The 19,886-nt window shown below is 65.2% G+C and carries 17 protein-coding genes, 2 tRNA genes and 1 pseudogene; 16 read left to right on the top strand and 4 right to left on the bottom strand.

The features are described from left to right. The 10 genes from ACQY4Y_RS00100 to ACQY4Y_RS00055 all read left to right on the top strand — a co-directional run. A partial coding sequence (locus ACQY4Y_RS00100) for a BPSL0067 family protein (protein ID WP_428488541.1) occupies window positions 1–391 on the top strand: 391 nt, incomplete at its 5' end. 19 nt (window positions 392–410) lie between these two features. Next, window positions 411–725 (top strand): hypothetical protein, encoded by a 315-nt coding sequence (locus ACQY4Y_RS00095; protein WP_428488540.1) that lies wholly within the window; start codon window positions 411–413, stop codon window positions 723–725. Window positions 726–1,153: 428 nt separating this feature from the next. Next, on the top strand, window positions 1,154–1,762 hold the full coding sequence (locus ACQY4Y_RS00090) for a hypothetical protein (protein WP_428488539.1): 609 nt from the start codon (window positions 1,154–1,156) through the stop codon (window positions 1,760–1,762). A gap of 141 nt (window positions 1,763–1,903) precedes the next feature. Further along, complete coding sequence (locus tag ACQY4Y_RS00085; protein ID WP_428488538.1) at window positions 1,904–2,665, top strand: ABC transporter ATP-binding protein; 762 nt, start codon at window positions 1,904–1,906, stop codon at window positions 2,663–2,665. A 73-nt stretch (window positions 2,666–2,738) separates the two neighbouring features. After that, a complete protein-coding gene (locus ACQY4Y_RS00080) occupies window positions 2,739–3,470 on the top strand; it encodes an ABC transporter permease subunit (RefSeq protein ID WP_428488537.1) in 732 nt (243 codons plus the stop codon). A gap of 5 nt (window positions 3,471–3,475) precedes the next feature. Next, complete coding sequence (locus tag ACQY4Y_RS00075; RefSeq protein WP_428488536.1) at window positions 3,476–5,380, top strand: Gldg family protein; 1,905 nt, start codon at window positions 3,476–3,478, stop codon at window positions 5,378–5,380. Beyond that, window positions 5,377–6,564, top strand: a complete 1,188-nt coding sequence (locus ACQY4Y_RS00070) for a DUF4340 domain-containing protein (protein WP_428488535.1) — start codon at window positions 5,377–5,379, stop codon at window positions 6,562–6,564. Before ACQY4Y_RS00075 ends, ACQY4Y_RS00070 begins: the two co-directional genes overlap by 4 nt. Beyond that, window positions 6,561–6,992, top strand: a complete 432-nt coding sequence (locus tag ACQY4Y_RS00065) for an NUDIX hydrolase (protein WP_428488534.1) — start codon at window positions 6,561–6,563, stop codon at window positions 6,990–6,992. The genes ACQY4Y_RS00070 and ACQY4Y_RS00065 overlap by 4 nt, the downstream gene beginning before the upstream one ends. Before the next feature lie 9 nt (window positions 6,993–7,001). After that, the gene (locus tag ACQY4Y_RS00060) at window positions 7,002–8,039 is read left to right on the top strand and encodes an acyltransferase family protein (protein WP_428488533.1); all 1,038 of its coding nucleotides are present in this window, start codon (window positions 7,002–7,004) and stop codon (window positions 8,037–8,039) included. Window positions 8,040–8,093: 54 nt separating this feature from the next. Continuing rightward, on the top strand, window positions 8,094–8,564 hold the full coding sequence (locus ACQY4Y_RS00055; protein WP_428488532.1) for a YbaK/EbsC family protein: 471 nt from the start codon (window positions 8,094–8,096) through the stop codon (window positions 8,562–8,564). Between the two features lie 37 nt (window positions 8,565–8,601). Here ACQY4Y_RS00055 and ACQY4Y_RS00050 read toward each other — a convergent pair. Next, window positions 8,602–8,685: transfer RNA gene (locus tag ACQY4Y_RS00050), tRNA-Leu, on the bottom strand. Between the two features lie 254 nt (window positions 8,686–8,939). Here ACQY4Y_RS00050 and ACQY4Y_RS00045 point away from each other — a divergent pair. From ACQY4Y_RS00045 to ACQY4Y_RS00030, 4 genes and pseudogenes are all read left to right on the top strand, one after another. After that, window positions 8,940–9,014, top strand: a tRNA-Asn gene (locus ACQY4Y_RS00045). Between the two features lie 67 nt (window positions 9,015–9,081). After that, a pseudogene (locus ACQY4Y_RS00040) lies at window positions 9,082–9,489 on the top strand (transposase); the annotation flags it as partial. 310 nt (window positions 9,490–9,799) lie between these two features. Continuing rightward, a complete protein-coding gene (locus ACQY4Y_RS00035) occupies window positions 9,800–10,744 on the top strand; it encodes a class I SAM-dependent methyltransferase (protein WP_428488531.1) in 945 nt (314 codons plus the stop codon). Window positions 10,745–12,084: 1,340 nt separating this feature from the next. Beyond that, window positions 12,085–12,816, top strand: coding sequence for a hypothetical protein (locus tag ACQY4Y_RS00030; protein ID WP_428488530.1), 732 nt, complete (start codon window positions 12,085–12,087; stop codon window positions 12,814–12,816). 152 nt (window positions 12,817–12,968) lie between these two features. On the opposite strand, the gene ACQY4Y_RS00025 is transcribed toward ACQY4Y_RS00030, so the two are convergent. Both ACQY4Y_RS00025 and ACQY4Y_RS00020 read right to left on the bottom strand, forming a co-directional pair. Further along, window positions 12,969–13,625, bottom strand: a complete 657-nt coding sequence (locus tag ACQY4Y_RS00025) for a hypothetical protein (RefSeq protein WP_428488529.1) — start codon at window positions 13,623–13,625, stop codon at window positions 12,969–12,971. A gap of 108 nt (window positions 13,626–13,733) precedes the next feature. After that, entirely contained in the window at window positions 13,734–15,050 is a 1,317-nt protein-coding gene (locus ACQY4Y_RS00020) for an MFS transporter (RefSeq protein WP_428488528.1), read from the bottom strand. A gap of 188 nt (window positions 15,051–15,238) precedes the next feature. On the opposite strand from ACQY4Y_RS00020, the gene efp reads away from it, so the two are divergent. Then, on the top strand, window positions 15,239–15,805 hold the full coding sequence (efp, locus tag ACQY4Y_RS00015; RefSeq protein WP_428488527.1) for an elongation factor P: 567 nt from the start codon (window positions 15,239–15,241) through the stop codon (window positions 15,803–15,805). Beyond that, the gene (locus tag ACQY4Y_RS00010; RefSeq protein WP_428488526.1) at window positions 15,805–16,632 is read left to right on the top strand and encodes an inositol monophosphatase family protein; all 828 of its coding nucleotides are present in this window, start codon (window positions 15,805–15,807) and stop codon (window positions 16,630–16,632) included. The genes efp and ACQY4Y_RS00010 overlap by 1 nt, the downstream gene beginning before the upstream one ends. 520 nt (window positions 16,633–17,152) lie before the next feature. On the opposite strand, the gene ACQY4Y_RS00005 is transcribed toward ACQY4Y_RS00010, so the two are convergent. Further along, window positions 17,153–19,886 (bottom strand): N-6 DNA methylase (locus tag ACQY4Y_RS00005; protein WP_428488525.1); only part of this gene is annotated, 2,734 nt, incomplete at its 5' end.

Genomic DNA, 19,886 nt, shown 5'->3' with positions numbered 1-19,886 from the left:
AGCGGCGTCCGGCCGTTACGTCGCCGGCGATCCGCAACGGTGGGTCGGGCAGCCTTCCGTCGGCACCGGAGAGTGCGTTCCTCTGGTCCGTGCTGCGACCGGCGCTCCGCAAGCGACGAATTGGCAGCGTGGCCTCCAAGTCCAGGGCAACACCAATATCCGACCCGGAACAGCCATTGCAACGTTCGACAGCAACGGTCACTACGACGGGCACGCGGCGATCTACCTCGGCCAGGACGAAGATGGCATCCGGGTGGTCGATCAGTGGAACATACGAGACCCGGGGGGCCACATCACCGAACACCATAAGCCTAGCAAACGCACGATCTTTTTTGGCAAGCCGCACAGCCTACGCGTCGATCGGGGAGAATCCTGTAATGTTGTCGAGTAGCCGGCTGGCAACATGCCTGATGGGACTGTGGCTGATCACAAGCGCAGCCGCTTATGCAGGAAACGCAGAACTTGGATGCCCGCCCACCCACAACGGCAAATCACTCAAAGATGTCGGATTATTCGATGGTGATCCGCTCGATCAAGGCGAACTGATGCCCGAGTGGGGCCGGTTCGTCGTACCGTCAGATCCGCCTGCGTCCCGATCGAAAATTCCCAGCTATACGTTGGGCTGTTTTTACGACAGATGGCGGAAGGAACTGGTTACCGTCGTGCTGTCGCGTGACATTCGGGTTTGCGAATTCCCGCATTATTCACAGGTCCAATGCCACTGATGCGGCGAAGCCGCTATCCCGAACGGAAAGTAGCGTTCATGCTCCGTGCTAGGAACCGCCTATCGAGCCCGTTCCGTTCGGCAATGGAACGGCACCTGCAGCGGTTGCGTCGGCCAACGGCCACTTGCGACTAAATTCTATCATACCAATGCCGCGCAACGTATCGACGCCATAGCCACTCAGCGGTTGCACCTATTCCGCGCGCGGATCGCGCGCGTGGCAGCGTTGCCTTCGACCGCCCGGGACTGGAGCGCTTGCGAACCGCCATGACAGCTTGGATGAGCGCTCGGTCACTCGTGCTACCTCGCCCGTGTCATGGTGTGACCCCGACCCGCACGAAGCCGGCTGGCCGACCCGTTTACCAAATGTTAAGTCCGCCAGGATCATATGCCGGTCTCCGGACATCGATCGCAACGCGGGCGGGCACAGTGGCGAACCAGGCAGATCAGATCCAGCAGGTCGTGTGCGCAACGATCCGAACCGAAATCGAAGCCCTGCGCGGCTTCGTCGACCGCCGCATCGCCGAACTCAGCGCCGAGGTCCACGCCACCTCCGACCTGATGGATTTCAGCGAAAACAACCTCTCACGCCAACTGTCGGACATCCGCGAGCAGGTCGCCAGCGTGGTCGCGCTGCCCACCGCGGCAACCCGCAACAGCGGCCTGGAACTGGAAGCCGTGGTCCAGGCCACCGAGGAAGCAGCCAACCGCATCATGGAAGCGGCCGAGGCCATCGGCGACTGGCTGCGCGAGGGCAAACACGACTCCGCCTCGATGGGCGTGGTCAACCAGAAGGTCAACGCGATCTTCGAGGCGTGCTCGTTCCAGGACGTCACCGGACAGCGCATCCGCCGCGCGATCCAGCACCTGCAGCAGGTCGAGACCATGCTGACCGACCTCGCTCCCGGTGAAGACCCGCCGCCGTTCGAGCGTGTCGTGGTCAACGCACCCTACAACAACGCCGGCGCCCTCAAGCCGGAGCATCACCAGGCTAACCCGGACCTGGCACAGGATGCGGTGGATTCGCTGTTCGACTGATCGCGGTCGCGCCCGACGACTAACTTTTCGTTAAGTTAATATCCCGTCATACAGCCGGCTTCCCGGTTGCATTGAATTGCGTTTCTTGTATGTCCGGCGGTCAACGGCAACTGCCCGGGGGAGCATGGTGGGGAACGCAAAGTGACGGCTCGCGCCGAGGACACACCGAACCAACCGGCGCTGATCGAAATCGAGCGACTGACCAAGCGCTTCGGCGCATTCACCGCGGTCGACGACGTCTCCTTCGCGGTGCGCCGAGGCGAGGTGCTAGGCTTCCTCGGCCCGAACGGCGCCGGCAAATCGACCACGATGCGCATGCTGGCCGGCTTCATGATCCCCACCGCCGGCACCGCGCGCATCCACGGCCATGACGTGCAGACCGACAGCGTTGCAGCGCGCCGGCTGCTCGGTTTCCTGCCCGAAGGCGCGCCAACCTACCCGGAAATGTCGGTCGTCGGCTTCCTGCGCTTCTGCGCCCGGGTGCGCGGGTTTTCCGGCGCGGAGCTGGCCGATCGGGTCGATCACGCCCTCGGACTGACCACCCTACAAGGTGTGCGGCTGCAGTCGGTGGAAACCTTGTCGAAAGGCTTCAAGCGCCGCGTTGGGCTGGCCCAGGCGCTGCTGCACGATCCCCCGGTGCTGGTGCTGGACGAACCCACCGACGGACTGGACCCCAACCAGAAGCACGAGGTGCGCGGCTTGATCGAGCGAATGGCGCCGGACAAGGCGATCATCATCTCGACGCACATCCTGGAGGAGGTCGATGCGGTATGCTCACGCGCGATCGTCATCGCCGGCGGCCGCATCGTTGCCGACGCCACACCGGCGGAACTGGAGCAGCGAACCCCCTCGGGACGCCTGGAAGAAGTCTTTCGCGCGCTGACGGTGGGGCAGGCTGCGTGATCGCGGTTCACCAGCCGGATCATGACGCTGTCACACCGTCATCCCATACCGCCGCTGTAACGAGGCATCCCGCATGACCAAGACCCTGGTTGTCGCAGGCCGGGAACTGCGCGCCTATTTCGCCACCCCGGTGGCAACCGTGTTCATCGTCATCTTCCTCGTCCTGCAAGGTGCGCTGACCTTCAACCTCGGGCAATTCTTCGATCGTGGCCAGGCGGACCTCGATCCGTTCTTCACCTTCATCCCGTGGGTGTTCCTGCTGCTGATCCCGGCGATCACCATGCGCCTCTGGGCCGAGGAACGCCGGCTGGGAACGATCGAACTGCTGCTGACCTTGCCGATCCAACAGGGTCAGGCGGTGCTGGGCAAATTCCTCGCCGCCTGGGCATTCTGCGCCATCGCCTTGCTGCTGACGTTTCCCTTCGTCATCGCGGTCAACATCCTCGGCTCGCCGGATAACGGGGCGATCGCCTCGGGATATGTCGGTTGCCTGCTGGTGGCCGGCGCCTTCCTGTCGGTCGGTGCGGCGATGTCGGCGGTGACGCGCAACCAGGTCATCGCCTTCGTCCTGGCGGTGGCGATCTGTTTCGTCTTCGCCGTCGCCTCCAACCCGATCGTCAACGACTTCCTGGCCCATAACATACCGGCGCTCGGGGAATTCACCCGCCGGATCGCCGTGATCGACCGCTTCACCGACTTCACCCGAGGCATCATCGCGCTGCGCGACCTGATCTATTTCGCGACCTTCATCGGCTTCTTTTTGTTCCTGAACACGGTCCTGGTCGATCAGCGGAAGGCGGACTGAACGCCATGCGCCGGCTGGCCTTTTCCATCATCGGCGTGATCGCCGCCGCGGCGATCGCCATCGGCATCAACATGTTCGCCGACGCCAGGCTTGCCAACGCCCAGCTCGACCTCACCCAGGGCCATATCTACACCCTGTCGTCGGGCACCAAACAGATCCTGGCCGGCCTGAAGGAGCCAGTCACCTTGCGGCTGTTCTACTCACGCCAGTTGGGCAGCACGGTGCCGGCCTATGGCAGCTACGCCGACCACGTGCGCGAGATGCTGCGCGACTACGCCGCGGCCTCCAACGGCAAGGTCCACCTGGAATTCTACGATCCCGAACCATTCAGCGATACCGAGGACCGAGCCATGGCGTATGGCCTGCAGGGGGTGCCGCTGGATCAGGGCGGGTCGCAGATCTACTTCGGCCTCGCCGGCAGCAACCTCGAGGACGATGAGCGGACCATCCCGTTCTTCCAGGCCGAACGCGAGCGGTTTCTGGAATACGACCTGACCAAGCTGGTCTACGAGCTGTCCAACCCCAAGCGCCCGGTGGTCGGCGTGATGTCCTCGCTGCCGCTGGATGGCGATCCGCGCACCATGATGATGACCCAGGGACGCGGCCCCGGCGGGCAGCCGTATGCCTCCTCGGTGCTGCTGCGGCAGACCAATACCGTGAAGACCGTGCCGACCAACGCCCAGGTGATCGATCCCGACATCGGGGTGCTGCTGGTGGCCGAGGCGCAGAACCTGTCGCCGGCGACGCTGTACGCGATCGACCAGTTCGTGATGCGCGGCGGCAAGCTGATGGCGATGGTCGACCCGTGGAGCGAGGCAATGGCGGCAACGCCGTCACCAGACGGGATGCCGCCGCGGGACACCCACTCGGACCTGAAGCGGTTGTTCGACGCCTGGGGGATCGAGTTCGATCCGAACCAGGTGGTCGGCGACCTGACCGGCGCATGGCGAGTACGCACCACCGGCAACGATACCGAAGCGGCGGTGAACTACGTCGCCTGGTTCAACATCCGCGACGGCATCAACCACGACGATCCGGCAACGGCGGATCTGCAGCAGGTGACGGTGGCGTCCTCGGGCTTCCTGTCCAAGGCGCCGAATGCCGCGATCGACTTCCTGCCGCTGCTCAGCAGCAGCGACCGCAGCGGCTCGATCCCGCTGGACGAGGTCAAGACCCCCGATCCGGCGAAGGTGCTGGCCGGTTTCAAGCCCCAGGGCGGTCCCCGCGTGATCGCCGCGCGGGTGCGTGGGGTGCTGAAATCGGCGTTCTCCGGCCCGCCCCCGCGGCAGGGCAATGAGACGCGACCGGCTGGATTTCCCCCGTTCAGGGCGCGGACCGACGGCCCCGCGAATATGGTGGTGGTGGCGGACTCCGACATCCTGGCGGATCGCTTCTGGGTGCGGGTTTCCGACTTCTTCGGCCAGCAGAGCGCGACGCCGTTCTCCGACGACGGCCCGTTCGTCGCCAACCTGATCGGCACCCTGGCCGGCAGCGACGCCCTGATCGGACTGCGCTCGCGCGGCGATACCAACCGCCCGTTCACCCTTGTGGCCGAAATGCAAAGCGACGCCGAGGCGCGGTTCCGCCAGACCCAGCAGGCGCTGCAGCAGCATCTGGACGACGTCGAGAAACAGCTCCGCACCCTGCGCTCCGGCGGCAGCGGCGAGCAGGAAAAGCAGGACGCCGTCATCACACCCGACCAGCAGGCCGCGATCGGCGCCGCCCGCCAGGACGTGCTGCAGACCAGGCAGAAGCTGCGCGCGGTGCAGTTGGAGCTCAACCGCGACATCTCGCAACTTGAGAACGAGATGCGGATCTTCACCATCGTGCTGGTGCCGGCGCTGATGACCGTGCTGGCGATCGGCATGGGCATCCTGCAGCGCCGCCGCCGCGCCAGGGCCCGGCGATGAGGCCGCGCGGCGTCGCCACATTGGCGGCACTGGGTCTGGTCGCGGTGTTGGGCGGCTGGTATTTCGGCACCCGCACCACCCCCGACGAACAGACCACCATCGCCCGCGGCCAGCTGATGTTCCCCGACCTGGCGCCGAAACTGCGCGATGTGGCTCGGATCGAGATCACCCATCAAGCCAGGCAGACGGTCATCGAGAAGCGCCCCGACGGCGGCTGGGGCGTCGCCTCGATGCACGATTACCCGGTGCAGGAGGCCAGGTTGCGCGGCATGCTGACCGGCCTGACCGAACTGCGGCTGGCCGAACCCCGGACCAGCGACCCGGCCGAGTACAGCCGGCTGGGCGTGGACGATCCGAACGGATCCGCCTCCAGCGCCGATCTGCTGCGGCTGGTGGACACCAAGGACAAGCCGGTCGTGGCGCTGATCGTCGGCCACCGGCGGGTCCGCAGCCAGGCCAACGTGCCCGAAGAGGTCTATGTTCGCCGCCCCGATCAGAACCAGTCCTGGCTGGCCGAGGGCAGCCTGCAGGTGGACGCCGATGCCTCGCTGTGGCTGGACCGCAACGTGATGAACATAGCGCACGACCGCATCGCCTCGGTCGCGGTGAATGACCAGGCGCTGACGTTCGCGCGCCGCGACGGCAAATTCGTGCTGACCCAGCCGGCGCAGCATCCCAACCTGGAGGACTACAAGGTCGACGACGTGGCCCGCGGACTGGAATTGCTGACCTTCCAGGAGGTCAAGGCGGATGCCGATGCGCCGGGGTCGGAAGCCGGCCACGCGGTGTTCACCACCAACGACGGACTTGCGGTGACGGTCACGGTGTTCCACGCTGAAAAGGATGTCTGGGCGCGATTCGCCGTCTCCGGCGGCTCCGACAAGGTGAAGGCCGAGGCGCAGCGCATGAACGCACGCGTCGCCGGCTGGTCGTACCAGATCGGCTCGTGGAAGGAGAAATCGCTGGTGCCCTCGATGGCTGACCTGAAGGCGGAGGAACCGGCCAAGCCACCGTCGCCAAGCCCAGGGCCAACCGCGGCAACGCCCACCTCCGGAACGCCCACCTCCGGAACGCCCACCTCCGGAACGCCCATCCCCGGAACGCCCACCTCCGGAACGCCCACCCCGGGAACGCCAACTCCGGTGACCCCAGCACCGAGGGCGTCTGATCCCGGCCACAAATGACCGATCGGGAGTATCCGACCCGGCCGTTCGTCGGTATCGGGATCGTGGTGATCAAAGCCGACCATGTGCTGCTGTGCCAGCGCGGCAAGCCGCCGAACCTGGGCAGTTGGACCCTACCCGGGGGCGCCCAGGACGTCGGTGAGACCTGCGAGCAAGCAGCCCGGCGCGAACTGATGGAGGAATGCGGGCTGGTGGTGGGCGAGCTGCACTTCTGCGCCCATGTCGACACCATCCGCCGGGATCCCGACGGGCGGGTGCGGTTCCACTACACGATCCTGGATTTCGCCGCCCGCTGGGTAGCCGGCGACCCGGTGGCGGCGACCGACGTAACCGCCGCGGTGTGGGCGCCGATGGATGCGCTGGAACCCTATGGCTTGTGGTCCGAGGCGCACCGGATCATCGGCATCGCTCGGCGGCTGGTGGGCTAGGCGCCGGTCGTGGGCCCGACCCAGCCGACCCAGCCGACGCAGCGCAACCACGGCCTGGATGGCCTGCGCGGCCTGGCGGCGCTTTCGGTCGCACTGGGACATTGCGTCGAGCAGGTCACCGGGCTGGCGCTGTGGGGGCGCAGCCTGCGCGATTTCCCCTCGATGCCGGCGGCCGACATCGTGATGCGGCTGTTCTCGACGCTGTTCCCCTCCGATGCCGCGGTGATGGTGTTCTTCGTGCTGAGCGGGCACGTGCTGTGGGCTTCGTTCCAGCGCAAGAACCTGCGGTTTTTCGCCGATCTGCCGGACTATGCCTGCGCCCGGATCTACCGGCTGTTCCCGCTGACGATCGTCGCGGCCTTGCCGCTGGGGCTGCTGGCGAACGCACCGGCCGCCGAACTGGTGCGCAACATGCTGCTGCTCAGCACCAGCCTGAACAACGTGTTGTGGTCATTGCAGGTCGAGGTCGTGGCCAGTTTCGCCTTGTTCGCGCTTTGGGGGCTGACCCGAGGCGCGGGGCGGAAATTGCTGCTCGCGCTGGTGCTGGCTTTCGGGGTGACGCCGTTGTTCCGCGGCGTCGGGCCGGTGGTGTTCTTTCCGGCGTTCATCCTCGGTGCGTCGATCTCCTCGCTGCCCGCCCGGTTCTGGCGCAACCGCTGGGTGCTTGGCGGCGGCATCGTGGTGCTGTTGTTCAGCAATATCCTGACCGGGCACGGCGGCATCACGCGCTGCTTTGAAATGATCGGCGCCACGGTTCTGGTCGGCGCGGTGGCGAACGGCGCGCTGGGTTTCCTGCGTTGGCGCGTGCCGTTGTTTCTCGGCGCGATCAGCTACCCGTTCTATCTGACGCACGTGATCGGGCTGATCCTGGCACAACCGTTTCTGGATAAGCTGCCGTTCGGGTCGGCTTACGCGATGATAGCGGCGCGCGCCATGACCTCGATCCCGCTGACCATCCCGCTGGCCTGGGCGCTGCACGTGTTGGTGGAGGACCCGGTGCTGCGGGCTCGGCCGCGGCTGCGATCGCGGTCCGGACCAGTCGGCTGACCCGCAAAGCCCAAAGCCGTTCGGGACCATGGCGTGAAAGGGAGAAAGGCAACGATGAAGCCAGCCAGCAGCGCAGGCGCGATGCGGATCCAGGCCATCCTGGGCGATGCATTCCGGGTCCTGGAATTCGACCAGAGCACCCATTCCTCCGCCGAGGCAGCGGCGGCGATCGGCTGCGACGTCGCCCAGATCGCCAAGTCGATGCTGTTCAAGGCGGCGGACGGGCGGCCGGTGCTGGTGGTGACCTCGGGCGCCAATCGGGTGGACCAGAACAAGGTCGCTACCCTGCTTGGGCTTAAGATCAGCCGAGCCGACGCCGGGTTTGTGCTGCAGCGGACAGGATTCCCCCCAGGGGCCGTGCCGCCGGTCGGGCATGCGACGCCGCCGGTCGTGTTGCTGGATCAGGATTTGCGAACGTTCTCGACGATCTGGGCCGCCGGAGGGTCACCGAACGCGCTGTTTGCCCTGACGCCGAACGATCTGCTGCGACTGACCGGAGCGGGATACGCGGATGTCGCGGCATAGCCCCAGGTCGCCGCCTGGACGCGGCACCGATGCGAACTGGTGCGAGAGGGGGGATTCGAACCCCCATGCCCAAGGGCGGTCGATTTTGAGCCGACTGCGTCTACCGTTCCGCCACTCTCGCCACCGGCGGCATAATACAGCATCGCATCGGCGGGACAACGTGCTGTTTCGTCGTCGCCGATCCCGTGGTTTGCAGCGGCGAAGCGGTTGCGCCGAAACAGCCGTGTCGGCCGCGAGGGCAGCAGCAGGCCAATCCTGGATCGCCGGCTGACCCAACGCTGCACGATGCGGATCCGGTTCGCGCAACGCGGTTGACCCGGCACGGCAGGCCCACTAGATAGGCGCGCTCCCGGCCGCCGTTGCCGAGGGGTCTGATCGGGCGTAGCTCAGCGGTAGAGCAATCGGCTGTTAACCGATTGGTCGTAGGTTCGAATCCTACCGCCCGAGCCATTCTTTTCAACTAGTTGCCGTTTGATCATGTTCCGGCTTCGCGGTGCGCGACTTGCAAACGGCTGTCGCGGCGGTGCCACATGGTCATTGCAAGACCTCAAGGTTCATCGACGCGTTACGCTGCGATGGTCCGGTGGCGCCTGGCGTCTTCGACCGCGCCATGAAAGGTGAGATGTTTCTGGCCTTGGTCGCGCAGGTCCTGGTCGCGACCCTATAACCAGGCGATACCGTCGTTATGATCAACTTGCGTTCGCACAAGGTCAGCGGCGAGGCGATCGAGGCGGCCGGCGCAAGCCTGATGTTCATCCCACCCTACAGCCCTGATCTCAATCCGATCGAGATGGCATTCGCCAAACTCAAGGCCCTTCTGCGAGCCAAAGCCATTCGAACCATCGAGCCACTGTGAAAGTGCTTGGAACCCCGATCAACTGCCTCACCTCAGGAATGTGCCAACTTCCTCCGCCAGGCCGGTTATTTCCAGTCACCGTCAAAGTGCTCTAGTGTCCTGCGCCAGAAGTTCGCCGCACTATGCGGCGGACGTATGGGATCAGCAGGCCACTGAAAACCAAGAGCCAGGGTCGCGGGACACACGTTTGCCCGATATGGCGAACTCCAGACTCGGGACACGAGTCTGAACCGGAAGCCGCGGATAGGCCGCCCCTCTGGGGATGTTGATAAGAAGCGGCGGAACAAGGCAAAGGGGCAAGTGCTCCAAGCGACTATTGGGCGAAAGCTGAATGAAACCAGGTGTCCCGAAGGGATTAACGAATTCATGGAGATAGAGTATGAAGTCTTTGGTGTATAACTCGCTAAGAAAACTGCCCGCGCCAGTGAAGCATAAGTTCGCTGTAAATTTCAGGAGGACCTTGGAGTCAGTCGGCCTCTTGGTGGCGCGGACGAATGACTGTTATTCTCCCTTGGCTTCGAGTTTCCAGCTCAGGACCACCATGCCACGATGGAATCGTCCCAGTGCACTGAGGGGCGTCGACTACGACCTGGAGAAAATGAAACAGGATATTTTGGATCTACTTGGGAAATATTTGGAAGAATTTTCCGCCATCCCGCCTCACACAACGTTGCAGAAGGAGGGCTTCGGCGTCGGCTATACGGCAGTCGATGCCCTTACTCTTTACATGATGGTCAGGCATTTGAAACCGCTGCGCTATGTCGAAGTTGGATCTGGCCTGTCGACTTACTACTGCAGTTTGGCGGCGGAAAGAAACGCCAACGAAGGCCATCCTCTCGAAATGACCTGTATAGAGCCGAAGCCTTATGACAAACTACGTGAGATCGCTGGAGTCCGGCTGATCTCCAAAGAGGTACAGGATGTCGACGCGTCGCTTTTCGCGCAGCTACAGGAGAACGACATTCTGTTCATTGACTCAAGTCATATCTTGAAGGTTGATGGCGATGTGCCATTTCTATATTTAGAAGTACTGCCGATGCTCAACGTAGGCGTGACAATACATGTCCATGACATACCTTTCCCCTACAACATCCCCTATCCGCCGGAATTTTGGATCTTGGACAAGGATTGGCCGATGTTTTGGAATGAGGCGATGCTGTTGCAGGCCTTCTTTTGCTTTAACGATCGATTCAAGATAACGATGTCGACATCTCTTATCCGCCACTTCGACGAGGCCTTTCTCAATAAACATATACCTTTATACGAGACTGTCGAACAGAACCCCAACACATTCAGTTCAATATGGTTGAGGAGAGTTTGTTAGCGTCCGCTCGAAACCCTTTTACCGTAGATTATACTAGGCGCTGCGGAAATCGACCCTCCGGCGGCCAAGCCGGCAAGCCTATCGACGGGCGTGCACAGGCGGATAAGTTTCCTGGACCATGCGGTAGCGGAAGCAGGTTTTTTTAACACGGAGGAGAAGGAGGTAGCACGATGGTGCACGGAGAAGCAGGTGCGGATCACTTCGACAAGCTGCTGTCTCGCAACCCGATCGGGTACCGCAACGTCGCTTCGTCGGCGCAGCGGTGTATTAACTTTCTCCGTGCATCTCCGTGGCACCTCCGCCCCCTCCGTGGTAGAGTCTTGTTTGCGAACCACCGAACCGCACGGACGGCTCGAGCAAGGCATTCCGATCGCGATAGGATCAATCTCGTCGGTCGTGTTGAGACCAGCCGAACCGGCACACCGCCGCGATCGGTGCCGATTGGGTCACCCTCAGGGGCGGCTGGGATTACATCGTTTGCTGCTGCATCACCCCGATTGAGGCAAGCTTGACGAATGCGGCGGCTCCGCTTGGCTGGACAGTCGATAAATCCTTGAACGCCCTTGCCCGCTTCCAGCTGGTCGTGCGTCCAGTTTCTAGTATTTATCTAGACCGAGTTTCCTTCTTTGCAAAGACACAACTAATCCTCGGAAGCCGTCCAGCGGCACTGGCTACACGACCACCCCCCAACACCGCGAACGCCCTGCGGTGCACCGAGGTCGGGGCTTGGTGTGCAAGGTCAGCGGATAATCCGGCGTAATCGATGGTATTGCCTGCCAGCGTCGCCGGATCGGCGAGCAACGACTGGAAGCTGTGCACCGGCAATCCGTCCCCGGGCACCCCGGTCTTTCGCCCTGGCGGCACAACACCACCGGTCTGCATTGTGCGCCTATTGTGGCAACACGCCGCGTCACGCCAGCGCGGCCGCTCCGTTGACCGGCGTTCAGCGGCCTCAGGATCGATCTCCGCTGCGGTCCTCTTCAAAGCCGGGGAATCATCATCCGCAAGCATCAGGCGGCATTTCTTCCACCTCCCCCTTGCACCAGCCACCCGCTGACCCATCTCCACCCACACATGAGAACAAACCACGAACGTCACCCGCGAGCCCCCAACCACGAGCTACCCAACGCGAGCCCCCCAAACACGAGCCCCCAAACACGAGCCCCAATGCCCGATCCCACCGCCAACAAAACCACCCAGGCCAAAACCGCCCAGGCCAAAACCACCAGGCCAAAACCACTCAGGCCGACAACCCCGCAACCGACACCCAGCCCGACCCCCCTCCGCCGTACCACCGCGACGCCATCTTCCAGCACGACGGCCCACTCAACCCCAGCTTCATGACCGAGGCCATCCGCACCCTGATGCGCGCCCTGCCGCTCGACCCCAACGAACCCCAAGGCTGGCAAGACCGCCGCATGCACAGCGCCCTGCTCGGCCTCTCCGCCCTGCACCCCCGCGACGAGATCGAGGTCATGCTCGGCGTCCAGGCGTTGTCCGCCTACCACGCCGCCGCCGCCTGCTGGCGCCTCGGCATGAACCTGCGCCGCCCCAACGGCGACAGCATCCGTCACTTCACCGCCGCCGCCTCCGCCGCCCGCACCTTCGACACCATGCTGCGCGCGATCGAGCGCCGCCAGGCCAAGCCGCTCGCCATCCCGCTCGGCCGCCCGACCCCGCGCGTCTGGACCGCCGCCGACGACAACCCGACCGAGGTGATGCGCGACCTGGAGGACCGCTGCCTGGCCGCCGAAAACGGCTACACCCAAGATGCCACCGACCCAGCCGAACCACCGATCACCTGGACCGATGAAGCCCTCGCCGAGGCCAACGCGTTCCTCGAACGCGAGCGCATCGCAAAGGAGAACGAGGGCCTCGACATCGCCAACACCGAGGGCATCCTGCCCGGCGGCGGCATGATCGTGATGGATGACCCCACTCCCGAACAGACCGCCTACATGGCGCGCCGGGTCGGCCTGCAATACCGCCGCGAATACGAGGCCAACCGCCTCAAGGGCATCGACAAGCTGCCCAAGATCCGCCCGATCCGCACCGGAGACCTCATCCCATGACCGCTCCGCACCACCCCCGCCCGGCCGCCAACCACACCCCGCAGCCGGCCGCCAACCACACCCCGCGGCCGGCCGCCAACGACACCGCCCAGCCGCGGCACCCCGACATCGCGCTGAGCCGGCCCAGCGATCAACTGCTGCCCGATCAGCTGCTACAGGTCGTTGTCGCCTTCCTCGCCCCGTTGCTGACAATCGGCAGCGTCGACGATGCCCGCCTCGCCGCCCGTCAGGCGATCGCCGCCTGCACCGCCGCCGGCCAGCACAGCCTGGTCAGCATCGCCCAGATCGTCGGCCTCGCCATGGCGTCGCTGGACAACCTGCGCCTGGCCGCCGCGCCGGACCTGTCGCTGCCGATGAAGCTGAAACTGCGCGGCAACGCCAACGCGCTCAGCCGCACCTCGCAGAACGCCGCCGCGATCCCGAACAACCGCGGCCGGCCCGCCCCGACCGAGGCAAAACCCGCGAGCGACCCCCCACCTCAAGCCAGCGAACCCGATCCCGATGAGGCCCAGCGCCAGGCCCGGGTGATCGCCACGCTGCGCGACACCCACGCACAGGTGCGGCAGGCCCAGGCCGCCGAACCCGCCGAGCAGCCCACCGAACCGCTCACCCAACGCCAGTGCGACCTGTCCTGGGCCAGCGCGATGACCGAGGTCGCCAACGAGTCCAGCGCCGGTCTCGCCGCCCTGCCCCCGGAACAACGCCGCATCGAACTGATGCGGATCAACGCCCTGACCAAGATCGCCGGCGATCTGACCCGCGGCGACGTGCCGCTGAAGTCCCGCCTGCTCGGCAGCACCTCGCTGCACGGCGCATCACCGCATGGCGCATCACCGCATGGCGCATCACCGCATGGCGCATCACCGCACCGCATCGCCGCAGCGCAAAACCAAGCCGCCCAGCCGCGGCCGCCGTCCCTAAGCGCCGCTCGAACCGCCGCCGTCATCCGCGCCCGGCTCCGGGATCGGCTCGATCCGCCCCAGCACCACCACGTAGGCAAAGATCCCGACCACCAGCACCACCCCCGCGACCAGGAACGCCCCGGCAAACGACTGCGTCAGCCCGACGATGAACCCGGTGATCACCGGCGCCGCCACCCCCATCAGGTTGTTGGCGAAATTCACCACGCCGCCGATCGTGCCGGTCCCCCCGCGCGGCGCGATCAGCGACACCAGCGACGACCCCACCGGCGCCGCCGCCGACAACCCGGTCAGCGCGATGCTGATCCAGGTGATCGCCCACACCGGATCGGTGGTGCGCACCGCCCCGAACACCGTCAGCCCCAGAGCCATGCCGACCACCAGCACCGTCTTGCGCACCAAGGTCTCATCATGGCCGCGCACGATCAGATGATCGACCAGGAACCCACCGATCAGCAGATCGGACAGGCTGGCGAAGATCCACGGGATGGTCGCATAACCGGCCGACTTCAGGATGCTCATGTGCAAGGTCTGCACCAGGTAGCCAGGCAACCAGGTCAGGAACAGATAGAACGAGTAGCCATACGCCGCGAACCCAATGGTCAGCCCCCAAACCTTGCGGTTGCGCAGCAGATACCCCAGCATCGCATTGTTGCCGCCCGCCGAGACCCCCTCGGGCGTCGCCCCGCCGGCCACGATATAGCCGCGCTCCTCAGCACTCAGCCGCTCGTCCTGGCTCGGATCGCGGTAGATCAGCCAGTAGGCGACGAAATACCCCAGCGAAAGCGCCGCGGTGATGCCGAAGCCCCAGCGCCACCCCAGCCGCACGATGGCAAACGCCACCAGCGGCACCCCGATCACGTTGGAGAACTTCGCCGCCGAATCGAAGATCGCCGTCGAGCGCGCCCGTTCGTTGCGCGGAAACCAATACCCGGTGGCCTTCTGGTTGGCCGGAAACGCCGGCGCCTCGGCCACCCCCAACAACACCCGAGCCGCGAGAATCCCAGCAAACCCGCCCGACAGCGCGGTGACCGCCGAGGCCACCGCCCACAGCAACGCCCCCCAGCGCCCGACCCGAGTCACCCCGAACCGGTCCAGCACCATCCCGCCCGGCACCTGCAGCAACGAATACGACCAGAAGAACGCACTGAACAACAGCCCGAGTTCCTCCGGCGACAGCCCGAACTCGCGCTGCAACTGCGGAGCCGCGACCGAGATATTGATCCGGTCGAAGTAATTGATCAGGATCCCGACCCCAAGCAGCGCCCCGATGATCCAGCGCCGCCCCGGCACCCGCGGCCCCTTTGATACCATCTCGCATTCTCCCCGGACATGGTTTCCCGCCGCCCCTACGCCCGCACCAGCATCCATCCTGATCCGCCACCGTCGGCGCCCGGACCGGACAGGTCGCCGCGATCGCCTGCTGACCGCGCAACCTTGCCGCCCGACCCGGCCCGGTCTAGAAGCCGCCACCCCCCATCCCATCGCATGGACCCACCGAAATGAAGCAGCAGGCGAACCTGATTCGCGCCGGCCAGGTGATCGAGCATGAAGGCCGCCGCTGGACGGTGCTGAAACAGCAGATCATCACCCCCGGCAAGGGCGGCGCCTTCATCCAGGTCGAGATGCGCGACCTGAAGTCGGGCAACAAGACCAACGAACGCTGGCGCACCGCCGACACCGTCGAGCGGCTGACCACCGATCAGAAGGAGTACACCTACTCCTACAGCGACGGCACCAACCTGGTGCTGATGGACCCCGAAACCTACGAGGAAGCACACATCCCCGCCACCCTGATGGGCGATGCGGCGCCGTTCCTGCAGGACCAGATGAAGCTGGTGGTGGACCTGGTGGAGGGCGAGCCGGTGGCGATCCACCTGCCGTCCTCGGTGGTGCTGGAGGTGGTCGAGGCCGATCCGGTGGTCAAGGGCCAGACCGCCTCGTCCTCCTACAAGCCGGCCAAGCTTTCGAACGGGGTGAAGACCGCGGTGCCGCCGTTCATCGAGGCCGGCGAACGCATCGTGGTGCGCACCGAGGATTCCAGCTATGTCGAGCGCGCCAAGGGCTGATGGCGTTCCGTCTCTCACCGCACCTGACCGTGATGGCCAATGCCGCGCAGAAGGCGTCGAAGCGTCTGCTGCGCGACTTCGCCGAGGTCGAGCAGCTTCAGGTCAGCATCAAGGGCCCCTCCGATTTCGTCTCCCAGGCCGATCTGCGGGCGGAACAGACGTTGAAGGAGGAACTCAACAAAGCGCGCCCCGGCTATGCTTTCCTGATGGAGGAGTCGGGTGCCTCGGGGTCGGACAACTGGGCCTGGCGCTGGGTGGTGGACCCGCTGGATGGTACCACCAATTTTCTCCATGGCATGCCGCACTGGGCGATCAGCATCGGGCTGGAGCGGCGGCTGCCGGATGGTGGGTCGGAGGTGCATGCCGGGGTGATCTATGCGCCGGCGGCGGATGAGATGTTCTGGGCGGAGAAGGGCACCGGCGCGTTCGTCAATGAGCGGCGGCTGCGGGTGTCGGCGCGGCGCGAGTTGCATGACGCGGTGTTCGCCACCGGGATCCCGTTCGGCGCGGTGTCGGCGCCTCGGCAGCTTGCGTTCGGGCGGACGTTGACGGCGCTGATGCCGCGGGTGGCCGGAATCCGGCGGTTTGGCGCGGCGGCGCTGGACCTGGCTTGGGTGGCGCATGGGCGGTTCGATGCGTACTGGGAGCTTGGGGTCAAGCCGTGGGACATCTGCGCCGGTATCTTGCTGGTGAGGGAGGCGGGGGGGTATGCGACCGACGTTGGCGAGGGCGATCCGCGCGAGACCAGTCATATCGTGGCGGGCAATCCGCATCTGCATGCGAAGTTACGGCCGATTGTGGCCGAGGGGATGCGGGTCGCCAGTTAGTTGCATTCGCGCTCGCACCTGGGGTTCGCGACGATCGCTGCGGCGAGACCGAGCTTGCCTCGGCTTCCGGGTGAGAGGCGGCGACCCGCACGCAGCGTTGAGGTCGGCGGCGGCAAGGTAGAGCACCGCGAGGCGTACGTAATGGTGTCGAGCAAGGCGGCGGGGAATTTGCCGGCGAATGGCATCGGGTTCGCCAAAGGGGTTATTTCGTCTGAAAGGTATAGGCCAAATTTCCTCAGTTTGCAAGAAATTTTTCTTGGGCTAAAAAAGCCGGCCGAAATGCTCACGTCGGCTGCCGGCTCGTTGTAGTGAGGCTGCCAGAGGACACTGGCGCTCGTCGGCGCAGCGGAGACAGAAATGCCGACGTCTCGCGCCGGCTAGTAGGGCTGCGTCGCCGATCGGGCGCCGGTTCAGGGGGGCAGGAGGGCGTCCACCATCGCCTCCATCTCGGCGGCGATGCCGTCGGCGACGAGGGCGGCACGGATGGCACCGCGCTTTGCAGTGAAGTGCTGCGTTTCGATCAGTTCGACTCCGGCAGCGACCGTTTCGGCGTGCGTCGCGGCAGCGGCGAGGTCGCGATGCAGCGGGTCGGTGTCGTCGTATCGGGAATTGGGAGAGTCCAGACGAGGTTGTCGAAGTCTCGATGAGTTCCGGCTTCGCCATATGATTGCAAATCACTTATTTTGGCCAGGGCTGCCCTACTGTTGATCAAAGTAATTAGGTAGGCTGCTTCGGCCTCAGACCGCGCAGAGGTCCAGTAAGCTTTATGTTCCACCACTGTGTCGTTGCCGAGGACACGCACGGCGCTGAGCCGAGTTCCGGAGGCAGTATAGAATACGCGCATGCTCGAAGGAGCGGCCTGACTAGACAACTTCCGCATGTAGTCGATCTGGCCCCCCAATGTCATGCGGGGCCTGCCATCTGCGTGCTTGTTACAGTTCTCCTCCCATTTCGTTTCTACGTAGCGGAGCCAGGCGGCCAAGTGACGGTATCCAGCATCGCTCGCTGCTGTCGCGTCCAGCATCCTTGGCCCGTCCAGCGGAATGACCCCTGTCACCGTGGCTAGCAGGCGGAATGGCACAATCGTCTCACCCAATACGATCTGGCGAAGAAACTGTAACTCCACCGGTCCATGTGGCGGCTCGACGTTACTCCAAGGTTTCTTGTCCAACGCCCCGACGCGGCCTCGCATCCGAGGCGCATCTCGGCGCCCCCCTAATCGGCCGGTCGGTTCTGGCTCGACGATGAAAAATCGCCGCGGAACGATCGTCGCGCCTTGGCGAAACCGGGTGCGATAGGGCGACATCCCTACCAGCGTCCGCGCTCGCGGCCATGGCACGCGGTTGCGGGTCAGGGCGCGTTTGGCCTCGTCATCATTGGCGTCACGCCGCGGCAGGCGCCCATCCCATCGATCCACCTCCGTCGGATGGGGCCCAACCAGCTCCCGCCGCCCAAACAGCACGCAGGTGCTGGTGGTGCTGCTGCCGGACTGTGCACCGAAGATCGGCCAGACCCGCTCCAGCGACCATCCCCCGGTCAGTCGCACCGGCGTCTGGCCCAGCCGACCGGTGCGTAGCCCGGTGAACACCGGCGCGTTCAGCACGGCATAGGGCAGCACGAATGCCAGCCGTCCGCCGCGGGTGAGATACCGCTCCGCGCCACGGGCCCAGAACAGGGCGCACATATCCTGCTGCGTCGCCAGGTTGCCGCCGACCCACAGGTCATAGGCACGCAACGCCTCCCGCAGCCGATCCTTCATGCCGGCGCTGAGGTGGCGATAGACGATCCAGGGTGGATTGCCGACCAGGACGTCCGCTCGCTGCTCCGGCCGTGACAGCCACACCGGCCGGGCGAGATTGCGAAACACGAAAGTCCATACGCCGTTACGCCCGGCACGATAGAGCGTCTGTAAATGTGTGAATGTGGCGACCATAGCATCCGCATCACTGCTGGTAGCGCCTTCGATTCGCCGCAAGGCGCGACCGACTGCCTCCGGCGTGGAGTTGTCAGCCAGGCCCTGGTTCAGCGTGTCCAATCCGTGCTCGAACGCCGCCTGATTCTCGGCGAAGCCGGCGGGAATTTGCAGCGGGCGGTCTTCCCCCGGCACCGGGACCAGTACGTCGGCGCCGCCGACGTACTGGCGGAGGTTCCATTGCATCGCGTCGCCCAGAAATACCGGCACAGTCAGTTTCGACGGTCGCTCGGTTACCAGATCACCGAGCGCCAGCAGCCAGGTCACGCGGGCTAGTGTGACCGCGACTGGATGGACGTCCAGCCCGCGCACCTTCTCGGCGCAGGCTTCCAGGATGCGGGCGCCGGGCCAGCCCGCTGCACGCCCGGCGGCAATCAGCCGGCGCAGGGCGTGGAACAGGAACGTTCCGGAACCGCAGGCGGGGTCCAGCACGCGCTGCTCCAACGGCTGGTCGACGGCCGCCGCGACGATGCGCGCCGCCAGCCAATCGGGTGTGTAGTACTCGCCCAGGTCGTGGCGCTCATCCGGATCGACCAGGCTCTCGTAGAGGATCTTCAGCACGTCCACTTCGACATCGCGCAGGCGGAAGCGGGCGGTTTGCAGCGCGACGTGGCGCACCAGTTCGGCCCCGGCGGTGAGCTTCAGCGGCCAGTCGAAGAAATCGGCCTCCACCGCGCCCAGGAAGCCCTCGTCGGCCGCCGCGCGGCCGGACAGCAGCGCCGCGGGATCGCCCACCGGCAGGTCCAGCACGCGGGCGGCGATCGCCTTGACGACGATGGTCAGGTAGGTGTGCTGGAGGAACAGCCGGTCGTCACCGACTGCTTCGCCGTAGGCTTCGCGCAGCAGCCCGTCCCACAGGTCACGCTTCAGCCGCACTTCCGGATCGTCGCGCAGCAGTTCCCACAGCGCGTCGAGGCCCATGCGGGCCTGGCCGAAGGTCAGGCTGGTGCGGCCGAACGCCTGAGCGACCACGCGCGGTTCCGGCAGGATGTCCGGGCGGTCGGACAGCAGAGGCTCCAGCCACGCCATCAGTTCGTTTGGGCGTTCCGGATCGGTTGCGTAGCGGGCGAGTTCCTGAAGCCTGCCCTCGCGCAGCGCGTAGGCGATGAAAGTGGCGCCGTCGGTGGCTAACCCGGTGACCGGGCGCGGGCTGCGCGATCGCGAGGCGGCGTCAGCGAGATAGGCGGGCAGACGGGCTCGGACGTCGTCGAGTTCGCGCCGCAGGTCGCTCTTCAACTCGATAACGGTGGCGCCCCACATGGTGTCGATGCGCCCGCTGCCG

The organism is Rhodopila sp., from assembly GCF_965277165.1.
Lineage (GTDB): Bacteria > Pseudomonadota > Alphaproteobacteria > Acetobacterales > Acetobacteraceae > Rhodopila.
The sequence above is the reverse complement of the archived record's forward strand: the minus strand, read 5'-3'. Positions and strand labels throughout refer to the sequence as shown.

Bases quoted from the DNA above. Each gene is read 5' to 3' on its own strand.
- ACQY4Y_RS00020 (WP_428488528.1), bottom strand. From the start codon at position 15,050: ATGGTATCAAAGGGGCCGCGGGTGCCGGGGCGGCGCTGGATCATCGGG.
- efp (WP_428488527.1), top strand. From the start codon at position 15,239: ATGAAGCAGCAGGCGAACCTGATTCGCGCCGGCCAGGTGATCGAGCAT.
- ACQY4Y_RS00055 (WP_428488532.1), top strand. From the start codon at position 8,094: ATGAAGCCAGCCAGCAGCGCAGGCGCGATGCGGATCCAGGCCATCCTG.
- ACQY4Y_RS00095 (WP_428488540.1), top strand. From the start codon at position 411: ATGGGACTGTGGCTGATCACAAGCGCAGCCGCTTATGCAGGAAACGCA.
- ACQY4Y_RS00030 (WP_428488530.1), top strand. From the start codon at position 12,085: ATGACCGAGGCCATCCGCACCCTGATGCGCGCCCTGCCGCTCGACCCC.
- ACQY4Y_RS00010 (WP_428488526.1), top strand. From the start codon at position 15,805: ATGGCGTTCCGTCTCTCACCGCACCTGACCGTGATGGCCAATGCCGCG.
- ACQY4Y_RS00075 (WP_428488536.1), top strand. From the start codon at position 3,476: ATGCGCCGGCTGGCCTTTTCCATCATCGGCGTGATCGCCGCCGCGGCG.
- ACQY4Y_RS00065 (WP_428488534.1), top strand. From the start codon at position 6,561: ATGACCGATCGGGAGTATCCGACCCGGCCGTTCGTCGGTATCGGGATC.
- ACQY4Y_RS00080 (WP_428488537.1), top strand. From the start codon at position 2,739: ATGACCAAGACCCTGGTTGTCGCAGGCCGGGAACTGCGCGCCTATTTC.
- ACQY4Y_RS00070 (WP_428488535.1), top strand. From the start codon at position 5,377: ATGAGGCCGCGCGGCGTCGCCACATTGGCGGCACTGGGTCTGGTCGCG.
- ACQY4Y_RS00035 (WP_428488531.1), top strand. From the start codon at position 9,800: ATGAAGTCTTTGGTGTATAACTCGCTAAGAAAACTGCCCGCGCCAGTG.